The sequence below is a fragment of the Hydrogenophaga sp. genome (assembly GCF_028698005.1).
Lineage (GTDB): Bacteria > Pseudomonadota > Gammaproteobacteria > Burkholderiales > Burkholderiaceae_C > Hydrogenophaga.
This window is the reverse complement of sequence record NZ_JAQVEJ010000008.1, coordinates 12,046-33,907: the sequence shown is the minus strand read 5'-3', so window position 1 is coordinate 33,907 and position 21,862 is coordinate 12,046. Positions and strand designations below refer to the sequence as shown.

At 66.4% G+C, this 21,862-nt stretch carries 18 protein-coding genes; 7 read left to right on the top strand and 11 right to left on the bottom strand.

The annotated features are described in order from the left end of the window. Position 1 precedes the first annotated feature (1 nt). A complete protein-coding gene (locus tag PHQ87_RS01900; RefSeq protein ID WP_300230646.1) occupies positions 2-160 on the top strand; it encodes a lipoprotein in 159 nt (52 codons plus the stop codon). Positions 161-205: 45 nt separating this feature from the next. Next, positions 206-1,474, top strand: coding sequence for a diaminopimelate decarboxylase (gene lysA, locus PHQ87_RS01895; protein ID WP_300230630.1), 1,269 nt, complete (start codon positions 206-208; stop codon positions 1,472-1,474). On the opposite strand, the gene PHQ87_RS01890 is transcribed toward lysA, so the two are convergent. From PHQ87_RS01890 to PHQ87_RS01870, 5 genes are all read right to left on the bottom strand, one after another. Beyond that, entirely contained in the window at positions 1,467-2,093 is a 627-nt protein-coding gene (locus PHQ87_RS01890) for a protein-methionine-sulfoxide reductase heme-binding subunit MsrQ (RefSeq protein ID WP_300230628.1), read from the bottom strand. The two genes, lysA and PHQ87_RS01890, sit on opposite strands and share 8 nt — an antisense overlap. Further along, positions 2,093-3,085: a protein-methionine-sulfoxide reductase catalytic subunit MsrP gene (gene msrP, locus PHQ87_RS01885; protein ID WP_300230626.1), complete on the bottom strand. Its 993-nt coding sequence runs from the start codon at positions 3,083-3,085 to the stop codon at positions 2,093-2,095. Before msrP ends, PHQ87_RS01890 begins: the two co-directional genes overlap by 1 nt. Positions 3,086-3,194: 109 nt before the next feature. Next, complete coding sequence (gene ccsB / locus PHQ87_RS01880) at positions 3,195-4,556, bottom strand: c-type cytochrome biogenesis protein CcsB (protein ID WP_300230624.1); 1,362 nt, start codon at positions 4,554-4,556, stop codon at positions 3,195-3,197. Continuing rightward, a complete protein-coding gene (locus PHQ87_RS01875) occupies positions 4,553-6,688 on the bottom strand; it encodes a cytochrome c biogenesis protein ResB (RefSeq protein WP_300230623.1) in 2,136 nt (711 codons plus the stop codon). The genes ccsB and PHQ87_RS01875 overlap by 4 nt, the downstream gene beginning before the upstream one ends. A gap of 169 nt (positions 6,689-6,857) precedes the next feature. Further along, a complete protein-coding gene (locus tag PHQ87_RS01870) occupies positions 6,858-7,472 on the bottom strand; it encodes a c-type cytochrome (RefSeq protein WP_300230620.1) in 615 nt (204 codons plus the stop codon). 100 nt (positions 7,473-7,572) lie between these two features. Between PHQ87_RS01870 and yihA the strand changes: the two genes are divergently transcribed. Beyond that, the gene (yihA, locus tag PHQ87_RS01865) at positions 7,573-8,301 is read left to right on the top strand and encodes a ribosome biogenesis GTP-binding protein YihA/YsxC (RefSeq protein WP_300230618.1); all 729 of its coding nucleotides are present in this window, start codon (positions 7,573-7,575) and stop codon (positions 8,299-8,301) included. Here yihA and PHQ87_RS01860 read toward each other — a convergent pair. Next, the gene (locus tag PHQ87_RS01860; protein WP_300230616.1) at positions 8,295-9,167 is read right to left on the bottom strand and encodes a lipid A biosynthesis acyltransferase; all 873 of its coding nucleotides are present in this window, start codon (positions 9,165-9,167) and stop codon (positions 8,295-8,297) included. The two genes, yihA and PHQ87_RS01860, sit on opposite strands and share 7 nt — an antisense overlap. Then, positions 9,164-10,024: a lysophospholipid acyltransferase family protein gene (locus PHQ87_RS01855; protein WP_300230614.1), complete on the bottom strand. Its 861-nt coding sequence runs from the start codon at positions 10,022-10,024 to the stop codon at positions 9,164-9,166. Before PHQ87_RS01855 ends, PHQ87_RS01860 begins: the two co-directional genes overlap by 4 nt. Before the next feature lie 119 nt (positions 10,025-10,143). On the opposite strand from PHQ87_RS01855, the gene metK reads away from it, so the two are divergent. Next, positions 10,144-11,328 (top strand): methionine adenosyltransferase, encoded by a 1,185-nt coding sequence (gene metK, locus PHQ87_RS01850; protein WP_300230612.1) that lies wholly within the window; start codon positions 10,144-10,146, stop codon positions 11,326-11,328. A gap of 197 nt (positions 11,329-11,525) precedes the next feature. Next, positions 11,526-13,568, top strand: coding sequence for a PAS domain S-box protein (locus tag PHQ87_RS01845; RefSeq protein WP_300230610.1), 2,043 nt, complete (start codon positions 11,526-11,528; stop codon positions 13,566-13,568). Positions 13,569-13,646: 78 nt separating this feature from the next. Here PHQ87_RS01845 and PHQ87_RS01840 read toward each other — a convergent pair whose 3' ends face one another. From PHQ87_RS01840 to imuA, 4 genes are all read right to left on the bottom strand, one after another. Further along, positions 13,647-14,201 carry a DUF2889 domain-containing protein gene (locus PHQ87_RS01840; protein WP_300230608.1) on the bottom strand — a complete coding sequence of 185 codons (555 nt, stop codon included), beginning with the start codon at positions 14,199-14,201 and terminating at the stop codon, positions 13,647-13,649. A gap of 267 nt (positions 14,202-14,468) precedes the next feature. Further along, positions 14,469-17,588 (bottom strand): error-prone DNA polymerase, encoded by a 3,120-nt coding sequence (locus PHQ87_RS01835; RefSeq protein WP_300230606.1) that lies wholly within the window; start codon positions 17,586-17,588, stop codon positions 14,469-14,471. A 12-nt stretch (positions 17,589-17,600) separates the two neighbouring features. Next, positions 17,601-18,905 carry a DNA polymerase Y family protein gene (locus PHQ87_RS01830; RefSeq protein WP_300230604.1) on the bottom strand — a complete coding sequence of 435 codons (1,305 nt, stop codon included), beginning with the start codon at positions 18,903-18,905 and terminating at the stop codon, positions 17,601-17,603. Continuing rightward, entirely contained in the window at positions 18,844-19,620 is a 777-nt protein-coding gene (gene imuA, locus PHQ87_RS01825; protein ID WP_300230602.1) for a translesion DNA synthesis-associated protein ImuA, read from the bottom strand. Before imuA ends, PHQ87_RS01830 begins: the two co-directional genes overlap by 62 nt. Before the next feature lie 206 nt (positions 19,621-19,826). Here imuA and groES point away from each other — a divergent pair, with 206 nt between their 5' ends. Both groES and groL read left to right on the top strand, forming a co-directional pair. Continuing rightward, a complete protein-coding gene (gene groES, locus PHQ87_RS01820) occupies positions 19,827-20,117 on the top strand; it encodes a co-chaperone GroES (protein ID WP_300230600.1) in 291 nt (96 codons plus the stop codon). A 37-nt stretch (positions 20,118-20,154) separates the two neighbouring features. Then, positions 20,155-21,798 carry a chaperonin GroEL gene (groL, locus tag PHQ87_RS01815; protein WP_300230598.1) on the top strand — a complete coding sequence of 548 codons (1,644 nt, stop codon included), beginning with the start codon at positions 20,155-20,157 and terminating at the stop codon, positions 21,796-21,798. Positions 21,799-21,862: the final 64 nt, after the last annotated feature.

Below are 21,862 nucleotides of genomic sequence, written 5' to 3'. Positions count from 1 at the left end.
GCTGACCGGGTTGCTGGCTGGCTGCGGTCAACGAGGGCCGCTGTACCTGCCGGTGCCCGAGCAGGCCACAGCCCCCGCGCGCGCCAAGCAGACGCCACCCGCCGTGGACCCCGAGCAGCTCGACACCGGCGCCAACGTCAACACGCCGGCGACCGAATAACCCCACCGACAAGTGCCCGGCCGCTTTCCACGGCCGGCTTTCCCGATGGACGCCAAGCTCCCCCCCTACCTGCACCGCCAGGACGGTCAGCTCATGTTCGAGCAGGTGCCGCTGTCTTCACTGGCCCGCGAACATGGCACCCCTCTGTTCGTCTACAGCCGGGCGGCCATGCTCGATGCGCTGTCCGCGTACCAGCGCGGACTGGCCGGCCGACCGCACCTGATCTGCTACGCGATGAAGGCCAACGCCAACCTGGCTGTCATCGAGACACTGGTGCGGGCCGGTTGCGGGCTGGACATCGTCTCCGGCGGCGAGCTGGAACGCGCGCTGGCGGCGGGCTGCGAGCCGGCAAAGATCATCTTCTCCGGTGTCGGCAAGACCCGGGCCGAGATGCGGCGAGCGCTGGAGGCCGGCATTGGTTGCTTCAATGTCGAGAGTGAGGCCGAGCTGGACGTGCTCGATGCCGTGGCCTGCGACATGGGCGTGCGCGCCCCGGTCAGCATCCGTGTCAACCCGAACGTCGATGCGAAGACCCACCCCTACATCTCCACCGGGCTCAAGGGCAACAAGTTCGGCATCGCCCATGAGCGGGTCGTGGACACCTACCGCCATGCCGCGGCCTGCCGGGGGTTGTCCGTGGCAGGTATCGATTGCCACATCGGCTCACAGATCACCGACCCCGGACCTTACCTGGATGCCATGGACCGGGTGCTGGACCTGGTCGAAGCGATCGAGGCGGCGGGCGTGCCGATCAGGCACGTCGATTTCGGCGGCGGTCTGGGCATCGACTATGCCGACGACGCGCCTCCGGCAGCCGACCATTTGTGGCAGTTGCTACTGGCCCGCATGGACGCACGGGGTCACGGCCACCGCAAGATTTTCATCGAACCCGGCCGGTCCCTGGTCGGCAATGCCGGGGTTTGCCTGACCGAGGTGCTGTACCTCAAACCCGGTGAACACAAGAATTTCCTCATCGTCGATGCGGCGATGAACGATCTGCCCCGACCCGCCATGTACGAGGCCTATCACCGGATCGTGCCGCTCCAGCCGTCGCCCGCCGAGCCCCGGACCTGGGATGTGGTCGGCCCGGTCTGCGAGAGCGGTGACTGGCTCGGCCGTGACCGCGATCTGGCCGTACAACCCGGCGATCTGCTGGCCGTGCTGTCGGCCGGCGCCTATTGCATGAGCATGGCGAGCAACTACAACACCCGCGGACGGGCGGCCGAGGTGCTGGTGGATGGCGACCGGACACGACTGATCCGCCAGCGCGAAAGCGTGGCCGACCAGTTGCGACTCGAGCGCGGACTCAGCTGAGGACCTTCGCCCGGGTGGCACGCCAGCGGTGCCACAGTCGCCATGCCAGCAATGCCCCCAGGATGGCGGCATACACCGCCACCTCGGTGAAGTCGCGCTTGCCGGCACGCATCCAGAAAAAGTGCAGGATGGCCAGCCCGGCCACGGCATGGACCAGCCGGTGCAGGGCCCGCCAGCGCACGGGACCCAGCGCGCGGATAGCGCGGTTGAACGAGGTCGCGGCCAGCGGCAGCAACAGCACGAAAGCGGCGAACCCCACCAGGATGAACGGGCGTCTGGCAATGTCGCGGACGATCTCCAGCCACTCGAACCCCATGTCGAACCAGGCGTAGCAGAGCACGTGCAGCACGGCATAAAAAAACACAAAGAGCCCGGCCATGCGCCTGAAGCGCGCCAGCGCAGGCTGCCCCAGCAACACGCGCAGCGGTGTCACGGCCAGCGTGAGGCAGAGGCAGCGCAGGGCCCACTGACCCGTGGAGCGGATCAGGTGCTCGGCAGGGTTGGGCCCCAGCAGGTCGGCCGCCGCGCCATACAGGAGCCACAAAAAGGGCAGCAGCGTCAGCGAGAAGACCAGAGGCTTCGCCACCGGATGCAGCAGATAAGGCCCCGGCCCTGGCATCAGAAGTTCTTGCGCAAGTCCATCCCCGCATACAGCTGACCCACCTGCGCCTCGTAGCCGTTGAACAGCAGGGTCTTGCGCTTCTTGGCGAACAGTCCGTCTTCGCCGATGCGCCGCTCCGTCGCCTGGCTCCACCGCGGGTGGGGTACATCGGGGTTGACGTTGGAATAGAAGCCGTATTCGTGCGCTGCCGCCTTGTTCCAGGCCGTGGCGGGTGGTTTTTCGGTCAGGCGCACGGTCACGATGCTCTTGGCACTCTTGAAGCCGTACTTCCAGGGCACGACCAGGCGCACCGGCGCACCGTTCTGGTTGGGCAGGATCTCGCCATACATGCCAAAGGCCAGCAAGGTCAGCGGGTGCAGGGCTTCGTCGAGACGCAATCCCTCGGTGTAGGGCCACGACAGAATGTGCGAACCGATGTAAGGCATGGTTTGCGGATCGGCCAGGGTCACGAATTCCACGTATTTCGCACTGCCCAGCGGCTCGACCTTCCGCAGCAGCGCAGCCAGCGAATACCCCACCCAGGGGATCACCATGGACCAACCCTCGACACAACGCAGGCGGTAGATGCGCTCCTCCATGGGCGCCAGCCTGAGCAGGTCTTCCAGCGCCAACGTCGCCGGCCTGGCCACCAGCCCCTCGACGGTGATGGTCCAGGGCGTGGTTTTGAGCTTGTGGGCATGGCGTGCCGGATCGCCCTTGTCCGTGCCAAATTCGTAGTAGTTGTTGTAGCTGGTGGCGTCCTGGTAGGCGGTGATTTTCTCCATCGTCGTACCGCCCGGGACACCGGAGCTGACCCCCGGCAGCGGGGCGAGCCGGCCCGGCCGGCCGGTCTGCGCCCAGGCGGTCAAGCCGCCGCCGGCGATGCCCATGGCGCCCGCAGCCGCTGCGCCGCGCAACCACGCCCGGCGGTTCACATACAGCGTGCGCGGCGTGATGTCACCGGCATGCGGATGGACAAAACCCTGGTCACGCGATCGAACAATCCACATGGTGGCGCTCCTTTCATCAGCAAGCCCGCCCCTGCCCGCCGTCGGTGCATTCACTCCCTTGGATCGGTTTCATGCCGCCCGGTTGCATCGTCACCGGGCCGGCTGTCGCTCAGAGTTCGCCGTAGCTGTGCAGGCCGGAGAGAAACATGTTGACGCCCAGGAAGGCGAACGTGGTCACCGCCAGCCCCACCAGCGCCCACCAGGCGGCCACCGTGCCGCGCAGCCCCTTCATCAGGCGCATGTGCAGCCAGGCGGCGTAATTGAGCCAGACGATCAGGGCCCAGGTTTCCTTCGGATCCCAGCTCCAGTAGCCACCCCAGGCCTCGGCGGCCCAGAAGGCACCGAGCACCGTCGCGATGGTGAAGAAGGCGAAGCCGACCGCAATGGCCTTGTACATCACGTCGTCGAGCACCGTGAAACTGGGCAGGCGCTCGGCGATGCGGCGGCGCCCGGCCAGGATGCCGCCGACGATCAGCGCCGAGATGCCGAAGTACACGAACCAGTAGCTGGCGCCCTTGTCGAGCGCATCCTGGCGGAACACGATCGGCTCCAGGCACAGCACGATGCCCAGCACCCACAACGGCGCGAGCCGGTACCAGCGGGCCTCGCCCGCGCTTTGCTTGATCAGGTAGGCGAAGGCCAGCATCGCGGCCAGCGCGAAGGTGCCATAACCGACGAAGTTGGCCGGCACATGGAGTTTCATCCACCAGCTCTTGAGGGCCGGCACCAGCGGCTGGATCTGGTGTGCCTCGCGCACCACGGTGTACCACAGCAGGAAGCCGACCGCCGCGCTGACCACCAGCATCACGAAGGCGCCCATGGCGCGTGTCCTGTACTGGTCCTCGTAATAGAGGTAGAACGCCGCCGTCATCCAGCAAAACAGCACGAACACCTCATACAGGTTGCTGACGGGAATGTGGCCAATGTCCGGGCCGATCTGGTGGCTTTCGAACCAGCGCACCATGGTGCCCACCAGGGCCAGCGTCACCGCCATCCAGGCCACGCGGGTGCCGAGCACCTCGAAGGCCGTACCGGCACGGGTGAGCATGCCCACCCAATAGAAGGCGGTGCTCATGAAGAACAGCATGCTCATCCACAGGATGGCCGACTGGCTTGAGATGAAATACTTGAGCAGGAAGACCTGATCGGCACGCGCCAGGTCGGCCGTGCCCGATGGCCCCAGGTACAGCTGGATGGCCAGCAGCGACAGCGCGGCGACCACCAGCATCAGGGTCCGCATCGGACGCCAGAACCAGCCCAGCCAGATCAGCGCCGGCGCGGCGCCGGCCAGGATCCACTTCTCATAGATGTCCATGGCCCCGCGGTAGTGGGCAAAGGCCCAGACCGCACCGGCCAGCACCAGCGCGGCAAACAACCAGTCCCCGATCGTGCGGCGGGCGAAATAGCCTGACGGGTCATCCTGCCCGTCGCGGCTGCGCTTGAGGTCAATGGTGCGCGTGGCGGTAGTCATGCCTGCCCCTTCAACAATTGGGTCTTCAACAATCCGAACTCCTTGTCCGCGTCGAGGGTCTTGCGGTTGGTGGACAGGGCCATCGTGGCGTGGGCGCCGGCCCCTTGCGGCCTGAGCCAGACCCACACGCGGCGTTCACGCACGTAGAGCATGGCAAAAACGCCGGCAATCAGCAAGACGCAGCCCAGATAGACCACGTTCTGGCCGGGTGCCCGTGCCACCTGAAAGACGCTGGCCTGGACATGGTCGAAATCGACCAGTTCAAATGCCATGGGCGCCGGGTAAAAGAAGCTGTCACTCAAGGCCATGACCATCAGCGCCATGCGCTGCTGCATGGGATCGTCCAGCGCCTGCACGGGCAGCCCGGCCCGTTCGCGGCTGAGTTGCATCAGCTCGAACAGGGTGCCGTTGAGAATGCGCACCAGCACGGTACTCGCGCGCTCGCGCTCGGCCTCGGGCACATTGGTTTCGAGGAAGGACGACACGGCCGGCAGCCCGCCCTTGGCTGGCGGCAGGCCCGCCGGGGCGCCGGGCGGGATGGGCGCTGGCTCGGCACCCGCGAACAGGTTCAACGCGCGGGTCGCTGACAAGGCCAGCGCCTCGATCAGCTCGGGTCGCCCGTCTTCGACAGCACCGGCGGCGTAGCGGCGCACGGCATCGGCGCGCATGGCCGGGTCGGCGAGCGCCGCGCGCAAACGGACGAACCCGCCCAGGCCATCCTGCTCGTCCACCGGCACGCGCAGGTAGCGGAAGGGCTCGGACGGCATCTCGCGCATGCCCAGCAGATAGACCCGCGAGCCGTCCAGCTCGATGGGCAGCATGTAGTTGTGGTACTCGACGGCCTGTCCGGCGGCATCACGCAGCTTGTAGCTGATGCTGGGACCCACGTTGCGCAGTGTCCGCTCCGACACCGTCTTGTGGCCCGAGCCCAGACGGCTTTCGATGGCCTCGCGCAGATCAACCTTGCGCACGTCGATGCCGGCCTCGCCCTGGCCCGAAAAGTTCTCGACGTTGATGACGCGCAAACCGGTGAACTCCAGCGTCATCCTGTCGTCACCGTCCGTCAGCACCGTGGATGTGCCGATCGTGCCCGTGACCTCGAACGGCCGGGTCGGGGCGTTGATGGGCAGCGCCTTGAGGCGCACGCGCGAACCCCCATCGTCGAAACTCGACTGGTAGATGTTGATGCCGCGGTGCTGGGCCGGGTGGTTGACCTCGACGCGGGCGTCCTTTTTTTCGCCGGTTTCGTGGTCATGGATCACGATATCGCTGGCGAACAGCTTGGGCATGCCCGTGTCGTAGTACTCGACGATGAACTTCTTGAGTTCGACCGAAAACGGCAGATCCTGCAGGATCACGCCTTGCGGCTGCGCCAGGATGGCGGTGCCGGACGAGGTGCCCTCGGTGACCAGCAGGTTGCCGCGGAAGGTCGGGTTCGAGGGCGACAGGCGGTGCTTGGCCGGCACATCGGCGATCATGCCACCGCCCAGGTAGGCCTCCTTGCCGTTGAACCACATCTGCGCCCGCACGAACAGGTCACCATCGAGCAGGCCACCGATGCAGACCAGCACGATGGCACCGTGCGCCGCCAAGTACCCCAGCTTGTTCGCGGCACCGGTCTTGGCCGCCACCATCCAGCCCTCGCCGTGCGGCGTTTCGCGGGCCTGCAGCCGGACCTTCCAGCCCGCCCCGATCAGGGCCTGGCCCATGCGGTGCGCGGCCGCTTCCGGCGACTCGGCCAGATCGGACTCGGCCCGATGGGGAAAGGCCTTGAAGCTCTGCTCGCGGATGTTTTCCTTGTACGCCTTCAGATCGACCAGGATTTTCGGCGTGTTGCGGGCAATGCACAGGCTGGTGCTGATCACCAGAAACGCCAGGATCAACAGGAACCACCAGGCACTGTAGACGGCATACAGGTGGAGCTTGTCGAAGATGTCCGCCCAGAATGGACCGAACTGGTTGACGTAGTTGTTGAGCGGTTCGTGCTGCTTGACCACGGTGCCCACCACCGAAGCAATGCAGATCACCGTCAGCAGCGCGATCGCAAATCGCATCGACGACAGCAGTTCGGTGATGTCCCTCAGGCGGTCGGCGCCGCTGCGCGAGGAAAGATCCGGGGAGGTTACGGTCATGGCGGGGCTGAAATGGCAAACAGGGCGCTTCTGGATGCGGCCAGAACACGCCCTGTTATGACTTGTCATTCGACCGGCAGTTCAATGTGCGCCCATGCAGCGCCCCGCATTCTGCCGGTCTATATCAATGATGGCTTATTAACCCTTGGCCACCGCGGTGATTTCTGGCTCAGCGCAAGCCGGCGATGTAGTCGGCAACGGCCTTGATCTCGCGATCGTTCATCTTGGCGGCCACGCCGGTCATCTGGGCGTTGTTCACGCGTGCGCCGTCGCGGAAAGCCTTGAGTTGGGCCTCGGTGTAGCCGGCATGCTGGCCGGACAGGGCCGGGTACTGGGCCGGAATGCCGGCCCCGTTGGGGCTGTGGCAGCCCGCGCAGGCAGCGATCTGGCGGTCGGCGATACCGCCGCGGTAAATGCGTTCGCCCAGGCGGACCAGATCCTTGTCGGTGGCGGCCCCGGTCTTGGCCACCTGGCCGGACAGCCACGCGGCGATATTGCGCATGTCGTCGTCAGACAGCGTGGCGGCAAAGCCGGACATGATGGCATTGCTGCGCTTGCCCGACTTGAATTCCCGCAGTTGCTTGACCAGGTACTCCGGATGCTGGCCCGCCAGCTTGGGGTTTTCCGGCGTGGTCGAGTTGCCATCGGCTGCATGGCAGGCCACACAGACCTGACCGAACAGCGCCGCTCCCTTGGCCAGGTCGGGCTTGGCCGTCTGGGCCTGCACGCTGAACGACAAGGTTGCCGCGGCCGCGGCGCAAAGAAGGGATGCGTTCAATTTCATGTCGGGGGCGGACGTCGCTCGTGCGACGGAATCGGTTGGAGTTTCAGTTATTCGGTCAAACCTCGCTGATTTTACAATGGCCGGCATCCCATACCCCGAAATGACCAAACACCTCCCCCCAGCGGCACCTGCCGACACCAGCCACCCGGCCCGCCCCGACCCCAAGCAGGCCCATGCGTGGCTGCACACGGCGCGCTTTCTGACGACAGCCCCGCAGCTTGATCACCTGCCGGTACTGGATGTGCCCGAGATCGCCTTCGTTGGCCGCTCGAACGCGGGCAAGTCGACCTCGATCAACACCCTGACCCAGCAGAAACGGCTGGCGTTCGCCTCCAAGACACCCGGCCGGACCCAAAGCATCAACCTGTTCGCGCTGGGCAAGCAGGGCGTGACGGACACGGTGCTGGCCGATCTGCCGGGCTATGGCTATGCCGCCGTGCCCCAGGCGGCCAAGCTGCGCTGGCAGCGCGTGATGGCCAACTACCTGGTCACCCGCCCCAACCTCAAGGGCGTGGTGCTGCTGTGCGACCCCCGCCTGGGCCTGACGGAGCTGGACGAGGCCCTGCTGGAGATCATCCGGCCCCGGGTCGAGCAAGGCCTGCGGTTCCTCGTGCTGCTGACCAAGGCCGACAAGCTCAACCACGCCGAAGCCCAGAAAGCGTTGTCGATCGCGCGGCTGCAGTGTGGCGGCGGCCAGGCCATGTTGTTCTCCGCCCTCAAAAAGCAGGGGCTGGACGAGGTGGCCTGCCTGCTGTGGGACTGGGGTCATCCACCGGCAACGGAGCCCGGCAACGGTTCGGAAAACGGACCGGCCGCCGATCCTCAGTAGGGATAGGGCTCCCCCTCGGGCCGGGTCTTGAAGCGCTTGTGGACCCAATAGTACTGCTCGGGCATGGTGCGAATCGCCGCTTCCAGTTCCCGGTTCATGCGTACGGTGTCGGCCACCACGTCGCTGCTGGGAAAGTCCTGCCACACAGGCGTGAGCTCGGCCACATAGCCTTGCGCCGTCATGCGGGTATACAGCGCCACCACCTGGGCCTTGCCCAGCCGGGCAAAGCGCGACAGCGACGGCACCGTGGCAGCCTGCGGGACGGCAAAGAACGGCACAAACACCGACGCCTGGGGCCCGTGGTCCAGATCAGGCAGCAGGTACAGCAACCCGCCCTTGCGCAGGCAGGCGATGATGGGCTTGACGCCATCGGCGCGGTTGAGCATGCGCACGTTGCCGAAGCGCTGGCGCCCCGCCATGAACCAGGCGTCGAGCACCGGATCGGGGTTGGTGGCGAAAATGGAGGTGAATTCGCGCGACGTGTGCAGCGGCAGTGCCAGCCCACCGGCGTCCATGCCGTAGAAGTGGGGGGCAAAGACGATGGTGGGGGTGTCGCCCGCCAGCACGTCCACGGCGCCTGTCAGCTTCACGCGACGGCGTACCAGCGCCTCGGGACCGAACCACAGCCAGCTGCGATCCAGAAAGGTCTGGCAGAACACCACGAACGTCTGGCGCGCCAGCGACCGGCGCCTCGCGTCCGTCATGTCGGGAAAGCACATCGCCAGGTTGCGCAGCACCACCTTGCGGCGCGGTGCCGCCAGCACATACAACACACGCCCCAGCACCCACCCCAGTGCACGCAGCACGGGCAGTGGCAGCCAGGCCAGCCAACGCATCAGGCCCACGCCCAGTTTGCTCCAGCTCATGCCTCGCCCCCCTGCTCGGCAGGCGCCGGCGCCTCGGCGCGCGGTTGCTTGTAGCGTCCATAGCCCCACAAATACTGGGTGGGGCACTGACGGATAAGGTGCTCCATGGCCTCGTTGATCTGCACGACCGCCTGCTCCAGCTGCGGCTTCAGCGGTGCCGGCAACGGTTCGAAAAACAACACGAACCCCCTCCCCGCAGGCAGACGCTCACAACGGGCCAGCACCACGGTGGCGCCGGTCTGCAGCGCCAGCCGCGCGGCCAGGGTCATCGAGTAGGCATTTTTACCGAAGAACGGTGCCCACAGGCCCTGCCCCTGTGGTGGCACCTGGTCCGGCAACAGGCCCACGGCCTCGCCCCGGCGCAAGGCCTTGATCATCTGGCGCACGCCGGCCAGTGTGGTGGGCACAGCCTGAATACCGCTGCGGTTGCGTGCCGTCAGCATCATCTGGGCCAGCCAGGGCTGGCGGGCCGGACGGTAGAGAACGGTGATCGGCCCGCGCTGAGCCGACCAGCGCGCTGCCGCACCCTGCACCGACAGCTCGAAGCTGCCCAGGTGCGGAGTCAGGAACAGGATGCCCTTGCCGCGCGCCCAAGCCGCTTCCACCACCTCGGTGCCGTGCATGGCATTGACCGGCGTGTCGCGCAGCCACAGGCGCGGCAGCTCAGCCACCATGCGGCCGGCGTGGCCGACGGCGGCGCGCACCTCGGCAAAGCGGTAGCCCGCCTGCGCGCTGTTGGCCGCGAAGCGGCGGCGATAGGTGGGCGAGCAGGCCCAGGTGATCCAGCCCATCAGGCAGCCGATCGCATGCGTCAGCCACAAGGGCAGCAGGGAGAAAAAACGAAACAGGCTTGGCATTAGAATGGGGGCATCGCCGAGTTGCTGAACTGATTGCGGGGCGATTCACAAATGCCGCTAAAGCGTTCGCCGACCCTGACAAAGCGGCAACGCCGATTGACCACTGATCAGGAGTTTACATGGCGAGCGATTTTCTCTTCACGTCCGAATCCGTGTCCGAAGGCCATCCCGACAAGGTGGCGGACCAGATCTCCGACGCCATTCTGGATGCGATCTTGGCGCAGGACCCGCGCTCCCGCGTGGCCGCCGAGACCTTGACCAACACCGGCCTGGTGGTGCTGGCTGGCGAGATCACCACCAACGCACACGTCGACTACATCCAGATCGCACGCGACACCATCAAGCGCATCGGCTACGACAACACCGAGTATGGCATCGACTACAAGGGCTGCGCGGTGCTGGTGGCCTACGACAAACAGAGCAACGACATCGCCCAGGGCGTGGACCACGCGTCGGATGACCACCTCAACACCGGTGCCGGCGACCAGGGTCTGATGTTCGGTTACGCGTGCGATGAGACGCCCGAGCTGATGCCCGCCCCCATCTACTACGCGCACCGGCTGGTCGAGCGCCAGGCACAGTTGCGCAAGGATGGTCGCCTGCCTTTCCTGCGCCCGGACGCCAAGAGCCAGGTCACCATGCGCTACGTGGATGGCAAGCCGCACAGCATCGACACCGTGGTGCTGTCCACCCAGCACAGCCCCGACCAGAGCGAAACGGCCACGAAGATGAAGGCCAGCTTCATCGAGGCGGTGATCGAGGAGATCATCAAGCCGGTACTGCCCAAGGAATGGATCCAGGACACCAAGTACCTGATCAATCCCACAGGCCGCTTCGTCATCGGCGGCCCGCAGGGCGACTGCGGCCTGACCGGTCGCAAGATCATCGTCGACACCTACGGTGGTGCCTGCCCGCACGGTGGCGGCGCCTTCAGTGGCAAGGATCCGACCAAGGTGGACCGCAGTGCCGCCTACGCTGCACGCTACGTGGCCAAGAATGTGGTGGCCGCCGGTCTGGCACGCCAATGCCAGGTCCAGGTGGCCTACGCCATCGGCGTGGCACACCCGATGAACATCACGGTCTACACCGAAGGCACCGGCGTCATCCCCGACGAGAAGATTGCCGAGTTGGTGCGCGCCCACTTCGATCTGCGCCCCAAGGGCATCATCCAGATGCTGGATCTGCTGCGTCCGATTTATGAGAAGACCGCCGCCTACGGCCACTTTGGTCGTGAGGAACCGGAGTTCTCCTGGGAACGCACGGACAAGGCGCAGGCGTTGCGTGCGGCCGCCGGCCTCGGCTAGGGCGCCGCGCCAGGGTTGACGGCCCTACGCAAAGCCCCGAGACTGGTGCCCCGGGGCCTATGTCTCTATGTGTCTGGCACTGTCACCAGGTGGTTGCCGGCACGTTCCAGGCCCTGAGTGTTTGCTGACGCAGCGGCCTGTATCTGCTCACGGGCCGCATTGCCTGACCGGATGGACAAGACCTGGAGCCCAGAACCATGCACACACCCGTCAATCTCGACCCGACGGATGCCCCATCAGACGCCCGAGATCCAGACCTGCACGACCGCCTGGTACAAGCCGAGGCGCTGTACGACCAGGCGCCCTGCGGCCACCTGTCACTGGATCGCGAGTTCCGTCTGGTCAAGATCAACCAGACTTTGCTGAACTGGCTGGGTTACCGCCGCGAGGAATTGCTCGGCACGAGTGCGCTGGACCTGATCGATCCGGACCTTCGCGATCTGGTCGTCGCGCGGCTGAGCATGCTGGGTGAAGCCAACCGGACAGAACTGATCGAACTGGCGGTTGTGCGCAAGGATGGCAGCCGCTTTCACGCGCTGCTGACTTCGTCGGCTGTGCGCGATGGCCATGGCCAGTTCATCTGCAGCAACACGACCGTGGTCGATATCAGCAGCCGATACGCCAACGAGGCACGCATGGCCTCGCACGGTGGCATCGCACAGACCATCGCCGACCGCATTCCCGCCCGGCTGGCCTACTACGACAAGGACCTGATCTGCCGGTTTTCCAACTCGGCCCACGCCGCGCACCATGGCAAGCAGCCCCATGAGATGGTCGGCGCCTACCTGAACCAGATGGTCCGCCCCGACGACCTGCCCGAGATCCTGCCGCGCATCGCCAACGCGCTCAACGGCGAGGCACAGACTTTCGAGGTGGAGCGCCCCGGCCCCGATGGCCAGAGCTGCTTTTATGAAATCCACTACATCCCGGACATACAGAACGGTTCGGCCGAGGGCTTTTTTGTCGAGCTGCACGACATCAGCGATCGCCGGCGCACCGAGGAATTCGTGCTGGAGGCCAACCGTGACCTTGCCGAGCGGGTGCGCGAGCACACCTCGGAGCTGTTTCGCAGCGAGCAGCGCTATCGCCTGATGATCGACACGATCCAGGACTATTGCATCTACTTCATCGACGAAGAAGGACGGATCACGGAATGGAGCGACAGCGCCCAGCGCATGTACGGCCATGAACGCCAGCAGATCGCGGGCCAGGCGTTCACGCACCTGATGGCCAGCGACGATGAGGCAACCGATTCCGAACAGGTGCTGTTTCAGGCGGTGGCGAACGGGCAATGGGAATCACGGGGCTGGGGGATGCGCGAAGATGGCTCGCGTTTCTGGGCCCACTCCATCGTGACGGCGCTGCGCAACGAGCGGGATGAATTGCAGGGCCTGTCGGTGATCACGCGCGACATGACGGCCGCCAAGCATCTGGAGGACGTGATGAACGACCTCAACAAGGAGCTGGAAAAGCGTGTGGTCGAGCGCACGCAGCAGTTGGTGGCGGCGAACAAGGATCTGGACGTGTTTTCGCACATGGTGTCGCACGATCTGCGTGCGCCGCTGCGCCACATCAGCAGTTACGTGGGCTTGTTGCAGGAGCATGTGGGCGAGCACCCGGACCCGGTCGCGGCCCAGTACCTCGACGCCATCACCAAGGCCAGCAGGCGCATGGGCCTGATGATCGAAGGTCTGCTGGAGTATGCCCGGCTGGGCCGCGTCGCCATCGAGGCCCAGCCGGTGCCACTGGGCCCGCTGGTCGACGGCGTCATCCGCCACCTCAAGCAGGACAACCCGCAGCGTCGTATCGAGTGGATGATCGATCAGGACCTGCCCGTGGTGCGTGGCGATGCGATGCTGCTGGCCGAGGTATTCGGCAATCTGCTGGACAACTCGGTCAAATTCACCCGCACGCGCCCCCAGGCCACGATCCGGGTGGGCTGGCAGGTCTCGCCGGTGGAGGGGCGCACGTTCTACATCCGCGACAACGGCGTGGGCTTCGACCTGGAGAAGGCGCACAACCTGTTTGTGATGTTCCAGCGCCAGCACCACTCGATGGACTACGAGGGCAACGGCACCGGTCTGGCGCTGTCGCAGCGCATCATCGAACGGCACGGTGGGCGGATCTGGGCGGAAACGGCGCCCGACCAGGGTTGCACCTTCTTCTTCACGCTGCCTTTCGAGGGGCTGGAGCCTGCCTCCGACTTCCCCAAGTCCACAGCGACTGACCTGATGGTGTAGAAAAACCCCGCGCCGACGTGGCAGGGTCACCGTCACGTCGTTCGCAGGGGCTTCGAACCTTCGGGAAATGGGCGGAGATCAGGGTGCCAGGGCCTTGGGCTTCCAGTTGAAGAACATCGGGTAGACCTTCTGCACCACCGGGCCGTCAAAGGCCCAGGCGTGGCATTGACCCAGGTGCATGGGCGGGCGGCCATCCGGGGACGGCGCGAAGGCGCCCGCTCTCGCCTGGAAGGCCGCGGTCGCCAGGTTGAACAACAGCTCGCGCAGGTGGGTGCAGCCCACGGTCCCACCCAGGTGGCGCTCGATCGTCCGGCGCCAGCCCTTGCCCAGGGTTTCGCCGATCAGGCCCTGCATGGGCCGTACGGCGTCGGGGCATGGTGCATGCGGGTGTGCCTCCATGGAGGCTGCGATGTCGCGGATCACCATGGTGTCATCGATAGTGACGCGGATCAGCATGTGGTGGATCGGCTGGCCGGCCTTCCATTCACCCTCGCCTTTGATCTCGACCGCGTGCGGCTTGGTGTCGATCATTTCGCCTTCGATGTCCCACAGGCCATCGTCACGCTGAAACCCCCGGTACTCGACACGGCGGGTATGCACCTGGGTGCGGGGTTGGGGAGTGGGCAGTGGCAAAGCAGCTCCTCGTTGATCAGGTTTCTGGGATGTCTTCCGGGTGTCGGGCATGACGGCGGCGGTACAGCCGCCATGGCGCCACACAGCCCGCCAGGCCAGGTTGCCGGCGCACGGGACAGGTGGGCGGCGTACTCGACCAGGCAAACCCGGCAGATTACCGACTTTTGCCCCCGGGCGTGTCCGGGCCACCCAGTTCCCGATCAGGGATCCGGCAAACCCGGGAGGCGCCATGGCCAGGCACGGGCAAACCGGTACGGCATCGCGCACTCAGTGGAAGTCCCTGCTCTGCGTCGCCAGTCGGCCCAGCAGCGGCGTCAGGTCTTCAAGGCGCCCGGCGACCAGATGACAGACACCGCCCTGGCGCTGCCACACGCCGTGCACGGCCAGCAGGCGCGAGCCGATCAGCTCGGCGCGCTGGCGTTCGCGCACGTGGCGCCAGACCACGACCTGCACCGTGCCGGTTTCGTCCTCCAGCGTCACGAACACCACACCCTTGGACGTGCCCGGCTGCTGGCGTCCGGTGACGATGCCGCAGGCGCGCGCCAACCGGCCATCGGGCACCTCCCGCAGCGCGGCCGCCGTCATGAAGCGGCGCGCCTGCAGGCGCTCGCGCAGCAGGGCCAGCGGGTGGCGGCGCAGGGTCAGGCCCAGGCTGGCGTAGTCCCAGACGATGGCCTCGCCTTCCGGTGCCTCGGGCAGGGTCAGCGCGGTCTCGTGCACCGGACTGCCGCGCAGCAAGGCGGGCGCAGCGCGCAAACCGGCGGCCGCCCACATCTGCTGGCGCCGATGGCCGCTGAGCGAGGCCAGCGCATCGGCCGCGGCCAGGTGCTGCAGGCAGGCCTGGTCGAGGCCGGCACGCAGCGCCAGGTCTTCGGTATCGGAAAACGGGCCGCCACGGTCGCGGGCGTCCATGATGCGCAAGGCCTCGGTCTTCGTCACACCGTCGGCCAGGCGCAACCCCAGGCGCACGGCAGGCGCATCGCTGTCGGTGCGCGGCTCCAGCGTGCAGTCCCAGCCGCTGTGGACCACGTCGGCAGGACGCACCTCGACACCGTGGCGCCGGGCATCCTGCACCAGTTGCCCCGGGGTGTAAAAACCCAGCGGCTGGCTGTTGAGCAGCGCAGCCAGGAATTCGGCCGGGTGGTGGCGTTTGATCCACGCGCTGTCGTAGACCAGCAGCGCGAAGCTGACCGCGTGGCTTTCGGGAAAGCCGTAGCTGGAAAAACCCTTGATCTGCTCGACCACACGCTGCGCGAAGTCGGCCGGGTAGCCGTTGCGGGTCATACCGTCGACCAGCCGGCGTTCGTGGTCACCCAGGCCTCCGGTACGCCGCCACGAGCCCATGGCCCGGCGCAGCGCGTCGGCCTCACCGGGCGTGAAATCGGCGGCGATGATGGCGATCTGCATGCACTGCTCCTGGAACACCGGCACGCCCAGTGTGCGCTTGAGCGCGGCCTCGAGACCCTTGGGGTAATCGATCGGCTCCAGACCCTGCCTGCGTCGCAGATAGGGATGCACCGCACCCCCCTGGATCGGCCCGGGCCGCACCAGCGCGACCTCGACAACGAGGTCGTAGAACTGGCGTGGCCGCAAGCGCGGCAGCATGCTCATCTGCGCACGGCTTTCGATCTGGAACACGCCCACCGTGTCTGCGGCGCAGATCATGTCGTAGGTGGCATCGTCCCGGTCGGGAATGTCCTGCAGACACATGGGTGACCCGCGCCACTGGCCGATCAGGTCCAGCGACCGCCGCAGTGCCGTCAGCATGCCCAGCGCCAGCACATCGACCTTGAGCAGGCCCATGGCATCGAGATCGTCCTTGTCCCATTCGATCACGGTGCGGTTCGGCATGGCCGCATTCTCGATGGGCACCAGGCGCGCCAGCGGCCCCCTCGTGAGCACGAAGCCACCCGTGTGCTGCGACAGGTGGCGCGGGAAACCCAGCAGTTGCCGTACCAACGCCACCAGTTGCTGTACCAGCCAGCTCTGCGGGTCCAGCCCGGCTTCGCGCAGGCGGGCCTCGGACAGACCGTCCTCGCTCCACCAGCGATGCCCGCTGGACAGCCGTGCCAGCACGGCTTCGCCAAAACCCAGTGCCTTGCCCACATCACGCAACGCACTGCGTGGGCGGTAGCTGATGACGGTGGCCGCCAGTGCAGCACGATCGCGGCCATACTTGGCATACAGGTACTGGATGACCTCCTCGCGTCGCTCGTGCTCGAAATCGACGTCGATATCGGGCGGCTCATTGCGCTCCCGGGAAATGAAGCGCTCGAACAGCACCGAAGCACGGGCGGGATCGACTTCGGTGATGCCCAGGCAATAGCAGACCACACTGTTCGCCGCCGACCCGCGACCCTGGCACAGAATGCCCTGCCTGCGCGCATGGTCCACGATGTCGTGGACGGTCAGGAAGTAGTGCTCGTAACCCAGTTCGACAATGAGCGCCAGCTCGTGTTCGATTTGCCGGCGCACCGGTGCCGGCACCCCTTCGGGCCAGCGCCGCGCTGCGCCCTCGATGGTCAGCGCACGCAGATGGCTGGCCGGCGTGGCACCCGCTGGCACCACCTCGTCCGGGTACTGGTAGCGCAAGGCATCGAGCGACCAGTTGCCGCAGCACTGTGCCACCACCAGGGTCTGCTCCAGCAGGTCGCGGTCAAAGCACTGCCCCAGCCGCAGACGCGAGCGCAGGTGCTGCTCGGCATTGGGGGCCAGCGCGTAACCGCACTCGGCCACCGGACGACCGATGCGGATGGCCGTCAGCACATCCTGCAATGGTTTGCGGGAGCGCACATGCATGAGCACATCCCCCACCGCCACCAGGGGAACCGCCGTCAGGGCGCTGCTCTGGCGCAGGCGGTGCACATGCAGCGCATCGCCCAGCCACAGCCGCTGCGCCACACCCAGCCAGCAGCGGCCCATGAAGTGGCCGAGCAGCCAGCGCGCGATGGCATCGGCCACCGCCTGCGCGCAACCGTGGTCGGGCACGGCAATCGCCAGACAGTCGGCCAGTGCGCCGGGGTCGATGTCCCCCCGCGCCAGCCGGTAGCGGCCCTTGCCCGAGCGACGGCGCAAGCGTGTGATGAACTCGCACAGGTTGCCATAGCCCTCCAGACTCGTGGCCAGCAAGACCAGGGTGAACCCTCCTGGCACCGCCGGCTCGGGTTCCACCCGAAACTGGCTGCCGACGATCAGTGGCAGCCGGTGCCGCCTGGCGGCCACGTGTGCCCGCGCGATGCCCGCCATGGAGCATTCGTCGGTGACCGCCAGCGCCCGGTAGCCCAGCGCCTTGGCACGAGTGACCAGTTCTTCCGGGTGGCTGGCACCACGCAGGAAAGTGAAGTTGGAGCAGCACAGCAGCTCGGCGTAGTCGGGCAAGGCATCCATGGCGGCGCCCCCTCAGGCGAAATGCCCGTGCAGGAACCACGCGGGCTCGGCAGCGAGCCGGGTCTGGAATACCCACAGCAGTCCCGCCTGCTCGGACAACGCCAACCAGTAATCGCGCAACGCAAGGCGCTGCGCCGGTGCCGTGTGGTCGCCGTCCCACCAGCCGGACTCCAGGCGCTGCGGCCCCAGCAGCAGTTGCAGTTCCCCCTGGTAGCACGGCCGGTTTCCCCGCACGGCCAGGCGCAGCGGCTCGGGCCGCAGGAACCCCGGCTGCGGCATGGCGTGCATGGACGGGGCCAGCACACCAGCAGCCGCCCTATCCAGCGGCAAGGCATGGCGCCATGCACACATCCATTCGGGCCGGTGGTCCTCGCGCAACTCGGGACGGCGCACCCGCTCTTCCCCCAGCCGGGCGGCAATACGCTCCAGTGCCCGCGACAGCGGCTCGCCTTCACCGGCTTCGCCGGGCAGCCAGGATGCAGGGCGGGCCGGCAACGCAACGGTATCGCCAGCCTCCAGCCGCAGATCGCCGACCGGCGCCGCCAACTGCACGTGATCCAGATGCTCGGCCAGCAAACGGCACAGGTAGTCGACATCGCGCGTGGGCTCGGCCGTGCGCAACACCAGTTGCCCGCCCTCCCCCGCACCACGCGAACGCATCGCATCGTGTGCCCAGTGCAAGGTGCAGGCGGTGATGCCGGCGTGCCGCGCGGCCAGCCAGCCCGCCATCTGCCACAGCAGCCGGCGGGCGCCGGACAGCAACGCCGGGGCGGCATCCACCCGGTGCATGAGTTCCATCCGCGCATCGAAGCGCTCGGGCGGCGTGATCCAGACGTGGCTCTCCGGCGCCCGGCCGAACAAACGATCGAGCGCATCCAGCAGCGCCTGGCCGAAGCGGCGTGCCACACCCGGCCGGGGCAACTGGTCCAGCGCGCCCAGCGTCCTGCAGCCCATGCGGGCCAAGGCGGCCGCATGCGGCCGTGCCGCGCTCAGGCTGGCCAGCGGCAAGGTCTGCAGCCGCCCGGCCGACCATGGCTGGCCGGCGCGGGCCAGGGCCAGCGCCGCCAGGCTATTGGGTGCCCAGGCGATGCGATCCACCCCCAGGGGTGCTGCCTCGGACCGCACACGGCCGGCCAGGCGGCGGGCACCACCGAACAGCCTCAGCGAAGCCCCGACTTCCATCACCACCGCCTCGTCAACCAGCGCCACCCGTGGCGTGAACTGCAGGGCCCACAGCGCCAGCGCCTGCGTCCCGTCAGTGGGCGACAGGGCGCTGTACCGTGCGGGATCGGATGACAGCAGAGCGGCCCACCACATCGGCGGTCTCCGGCAAGATGACAGAGGATGCAGACCGTGGCGATGGCAACCATCCGGCCAACCCCGGTGGTTCGGCCATCAGCGTCAGCACGCGGTCCAGCGGAGCACCCGGGCGTTTGAGCAGTTCGACCTGCAACATCAGGCCCGGCCCGGGCCTGACCCGCACACGCAAAGGCACGGGCGATGCATCCAGCGCCGCCGGGCCATCGCGAAACACGAACACCGGCCCGTGCTCGACGCCTGCCTGGCCCGCCAGCACCTGCAGTTTTCGCAACTGCACCGCCCGGACATCGGGCAGCCAGGCCAGCACGCTGCCGACCGGATGCGCGCGCAGCAACTGCTCGACCACCCAGACCCGCTCGGCGGATGACCGTGCATCAATCCAGACCAGCCGCCGCTCATCGATGCCCAGGCTTCTCAGGCCCGGCACATGGGGCACCCAGGGTGGCGCCACCAGCACCAGGGGCCCCTGCGGGCCGGCTTGTTGCGCCCGCAGCGCCGGCCCCAGCAGGCGCCACTCCAGCACACCCGCTTGCGAACACAGCAACTCGGTCAAACCCCGGCAAGGCCAGCCGCCGCCGGGCAGGGCGGCGTCCAGCACATCGAACCCGCTGGACAGCGTCGCATGCGCGACCGTCCCGAGCTGGTCGGCCCGCCACACGGCGGCAGCCACGGACCGTGGCAAGGTGTTGAACACAGTGGCAGAAGATGTCATGGCAGGCCAATGATAGGGCATTACTGTTTTTAAATACAGTATCACTGCCCTATCGAAGCACTTGAAAACCCCGGTATCGGCCCTTATGATTAGCACTCGCTGAGGTTGAGTGCTAACAAGCCGCCTCACACCGACTTGCGGCCGGTGCCGCTCCGGCTCCGGTCCATATGTCCGATGTCATCCAACCATCCTCATCAGGAGATGCAATGAAACTTCGTCCTCTCGCCGATCGCGTGATCGTCAAGCGCCTGGAAAACGAAACCAAGACCGCCTCGGGCATCGTGATCCCCGACAACGCCGCCGAAAAGCCCGATCAGGGTGAAGTGCTGGCCGTCGGCCCGGGCAAGACCAACGACAAGGGTGAAGTCAAGCCCCTGAGCGTGAAGGTCGGCGACCGCGTCCTGTTCGGCAAGTACAGCGGTCAGACCGTCAAGGTCGACGGCGACGAACTGCTGGTCATGAAGGAAGACGACCTCTTCGCCGTCGTCGAGAAGTAATTTGCCCGTCGCAACCGAACATTGAAGGAATCAAGAAATGGCAGCTAAAGACGTAGTTTTCGGCGGTGAAGCCCGCGCCCGCATGGTCGAAGGTGTGAACATCCTGGCCAACGCGGTCAAGACCACCCTGGGCCCGAAGGGCCGCAACGTGGTGCTGGAGCGCTCGTTCGGCGCCCCCACCGTGACCAAGGACGGCGTGTCCGTGGCCAAGGAAATCGAGCTGAAGGACAAGCTGCAGAACATGGGCGCGCAGATGGTCAAGGAAGTCGCTTCCAAGACCAGCGACAACGCCGGTGACGGTACCACCACCGCCACCGTGCTGGCCCAGGCCATCGTCCGCGAAGGCATGAAGTACGTGGCCGCCGGCATGAACCCGATGGACCTCAAGCGCGGTATCGACAAGGCTGTTGAAGCCCTGATCGCCGAACTGAAGAAGGCTTCCAAGCCCACCACCACCAGCAAGGAAATCGCCCAGGTCGGTTCCATCTCCGCCAACAGCGACGCCTCCATCGGCGAAATCATCGCCAACGCCATGGACAAGGTCGGCAAGGAAGGCGTGATCACCGTCGAAGACGGCAAGTCGCTGCAGAATGAACTGGATGTCGTGGAAGGCATGCAGTTCGACCGCGGCTACCTCTCGCCCTACTTCATCAACAACCCCGAGAAGCAGGTCGCCCTGCTGGAAAACCCGTTTGTCCTGCTGTTCGACAAGAAGATCAGCAACATCCGTGACCTGCTGCCCACGCTGGAAGCCGTGGCCAAGGCCAGCCGCCCGCTGCTGATCATCGCCGAGGACGTCGAGGGCGAAGCCCTGGCCACCCTGGTGGTCAACACCATCCGCGGCATCCTGAAGGTCGTGGCCGTCAAGGCACCTGGCTTCGGCGACCGCCGCAAGGCCATGCTGGAAGACATCGCCATCCTGACCGGCGGCAAGGTCATCGCTGAAGAAGTGGGCCTGACGCTGGAGAAGGTCACCCTGGCCGATCTGGGCCAGGCCCAGCGCGTCGAAATCGGCAAGGAAAACACCACCATCATCGACGGTGCCGGCAAGGCCGAGGACATCGAGGCCCGTGTCAAGCAGATTCGCATCCAGATCGAGGAAGCCACCAGCGACTACGACCGTGAGAAGCTGCAAGAGCGCGTGGCCAAGCTGGCCGGCGGTGTGGCCGTGATCAAGGTCGGCGCTGCCACCGAAGTCGAGATGAAGGAAAAGAAGGCCCGCGTCGAAGACGCCCTGCACGCCACCCGCGCTGCCGTGGAAGAAGGCATCGTGGCCGGCGGTGGCGTGGCCCTGCTGCGTGCCAAGCAGGCCGCTGGCGAGATCAAGGGTGACAACCCCGATCAGGACGCCGGCGTCAAGCTGGTCCTCAAGGCCATCGAAGCCCCGCTGCGCGAGATCGTGGCCAACGCCGGTGGCGAGCCCTCGGTCGTGATCAACAAGGTGCTGGAAGGCAAGGGCAACTTCGGCTTCAACGCCGCCAACGACACCTATGGCGACATGATCGAAATGGGTATCCTGGACCCGACCAAGGTGACCCGCACCGCTCTGCAGAACGCTGCTTCCGTGGCTTCGCTGATGCTGACGACCGAGTGCATGGTCGCCGAAGCACCCAAGGAAGACGCTCCGGCCATGCCGGGCGGCGGCATGGGCGACATGGGCGGCATGGGCATGGGTATGTAATACCCCCAGCGCCGCCAGGGCGGGCTTCCGCTCTGACGTCCTGATTGAAACCCCGCGAAGCGAT

Coding starts and splice junctions, on each gene's coding strand:
- PHQ87_RS01875 (WP_300230623.1), bottom strand. CDS start 6,688: ATGACCGTAACCTCCCCGGATCTTTCCTCGCGCAGCGGCGCCGACCGC.
- imuA (WP_300230602.1), bottom strand. CDS start 19,620: ATGACATCTTCTGCCACTGTGTTCAACACCTTGCCACGGTCCGTGGCT.
- PHQ87_RS01860 (WP_300230616.1), bottom strand. CDS start 9,167: ATGAGCTGGAGCAAACTGGGCGTGGGCCTGATGCGTTGGCTGGCCTGG.
- ccsB (WP_300230624.1), bottom strand. CDS start 4,556: ATGACTACCGCCACGCGCACCATTGACCTCAAGCGCAGCCGCGACGGG.
- metK (WP_300230612.1), top strand. CDS start 10,144: ATGGCGAGCGATTTTCTCTTCACGTCCGAATCCGTGTCCGAAGGCCAT.
- msrP (WP_300230626.1), bottom strand. CDS start 3,085: ATGTGGATTGTTCGATCGCGTGACCAGGGTTTTGTCCATCCGCATGCC.
- groL (WP_300230598.1), top strand. CDS start 20,155: ATGGCAGCTAAAGACGTAGTTTTCGGCGGTGAAGCCCGCGCCCGCATG.
- PHQ87_RS01870 (WP_300230620.1), bottom strand. CDS start 7,472: ATGAAATTGAACGCATCCCTTCTTTGCGCCGCGGCCGCGGCAACCTTG.
- groES (WP_300230600.1), top strand. CDS start 19,827: ATGAAACTTCGTCCTCTCGCCGATCGCGTGATCGTCAAGCGCCTGGAA.
- PHQ87_RS01890 (WP_300230628.1), bottom strand. CDS start 2,093: ATGCCAGGGCCGGGGCCTTATCTGCTGCATCCGGTGGCGAAGCCTCTG.
- yihA (WP_300230618.1), top strand. CDS start 7,573: ATGACCAAACACCTCCCCCCAGCGGCACCTGCCGACACCAGCCACCCG.
- PHQ87_RS01830 (WP_300230604.1), bottom strand. CDS start 18,905: ATGTGGTGGGCCGCTCTGCTGTCATCCGATCCCGCACGGTACAGCGCC.
- PHQ87_RS01845 (WP_300230610.1), top strand. CDS start 11,526: ATGCACACACCCGTCAATCTCGACCCGACGGATGCCCCATCAGACGCC.
- lysA (WP_300230630.1), top strand. CDS start 206: ATGGACGCCAAGCTCCCCCCCTACCTGCACCGCCAGGACGGTCAGCTC.
- PHQ87_RS01855 (WP_300230614.1), bottom strand. CDS start 10,024: ATGCCAAGCCTGTTTCGTTTTTTCTCCCTGCTGCCCTTGTGGCTGACG.
- PHQ87_RS01835 (WP_300230606.1), bottom strand. CDS start 17,588: ATGGATGCCTTGCCCGACTACGCCGAGCTGCTGTGCTGCTCCAACTTC.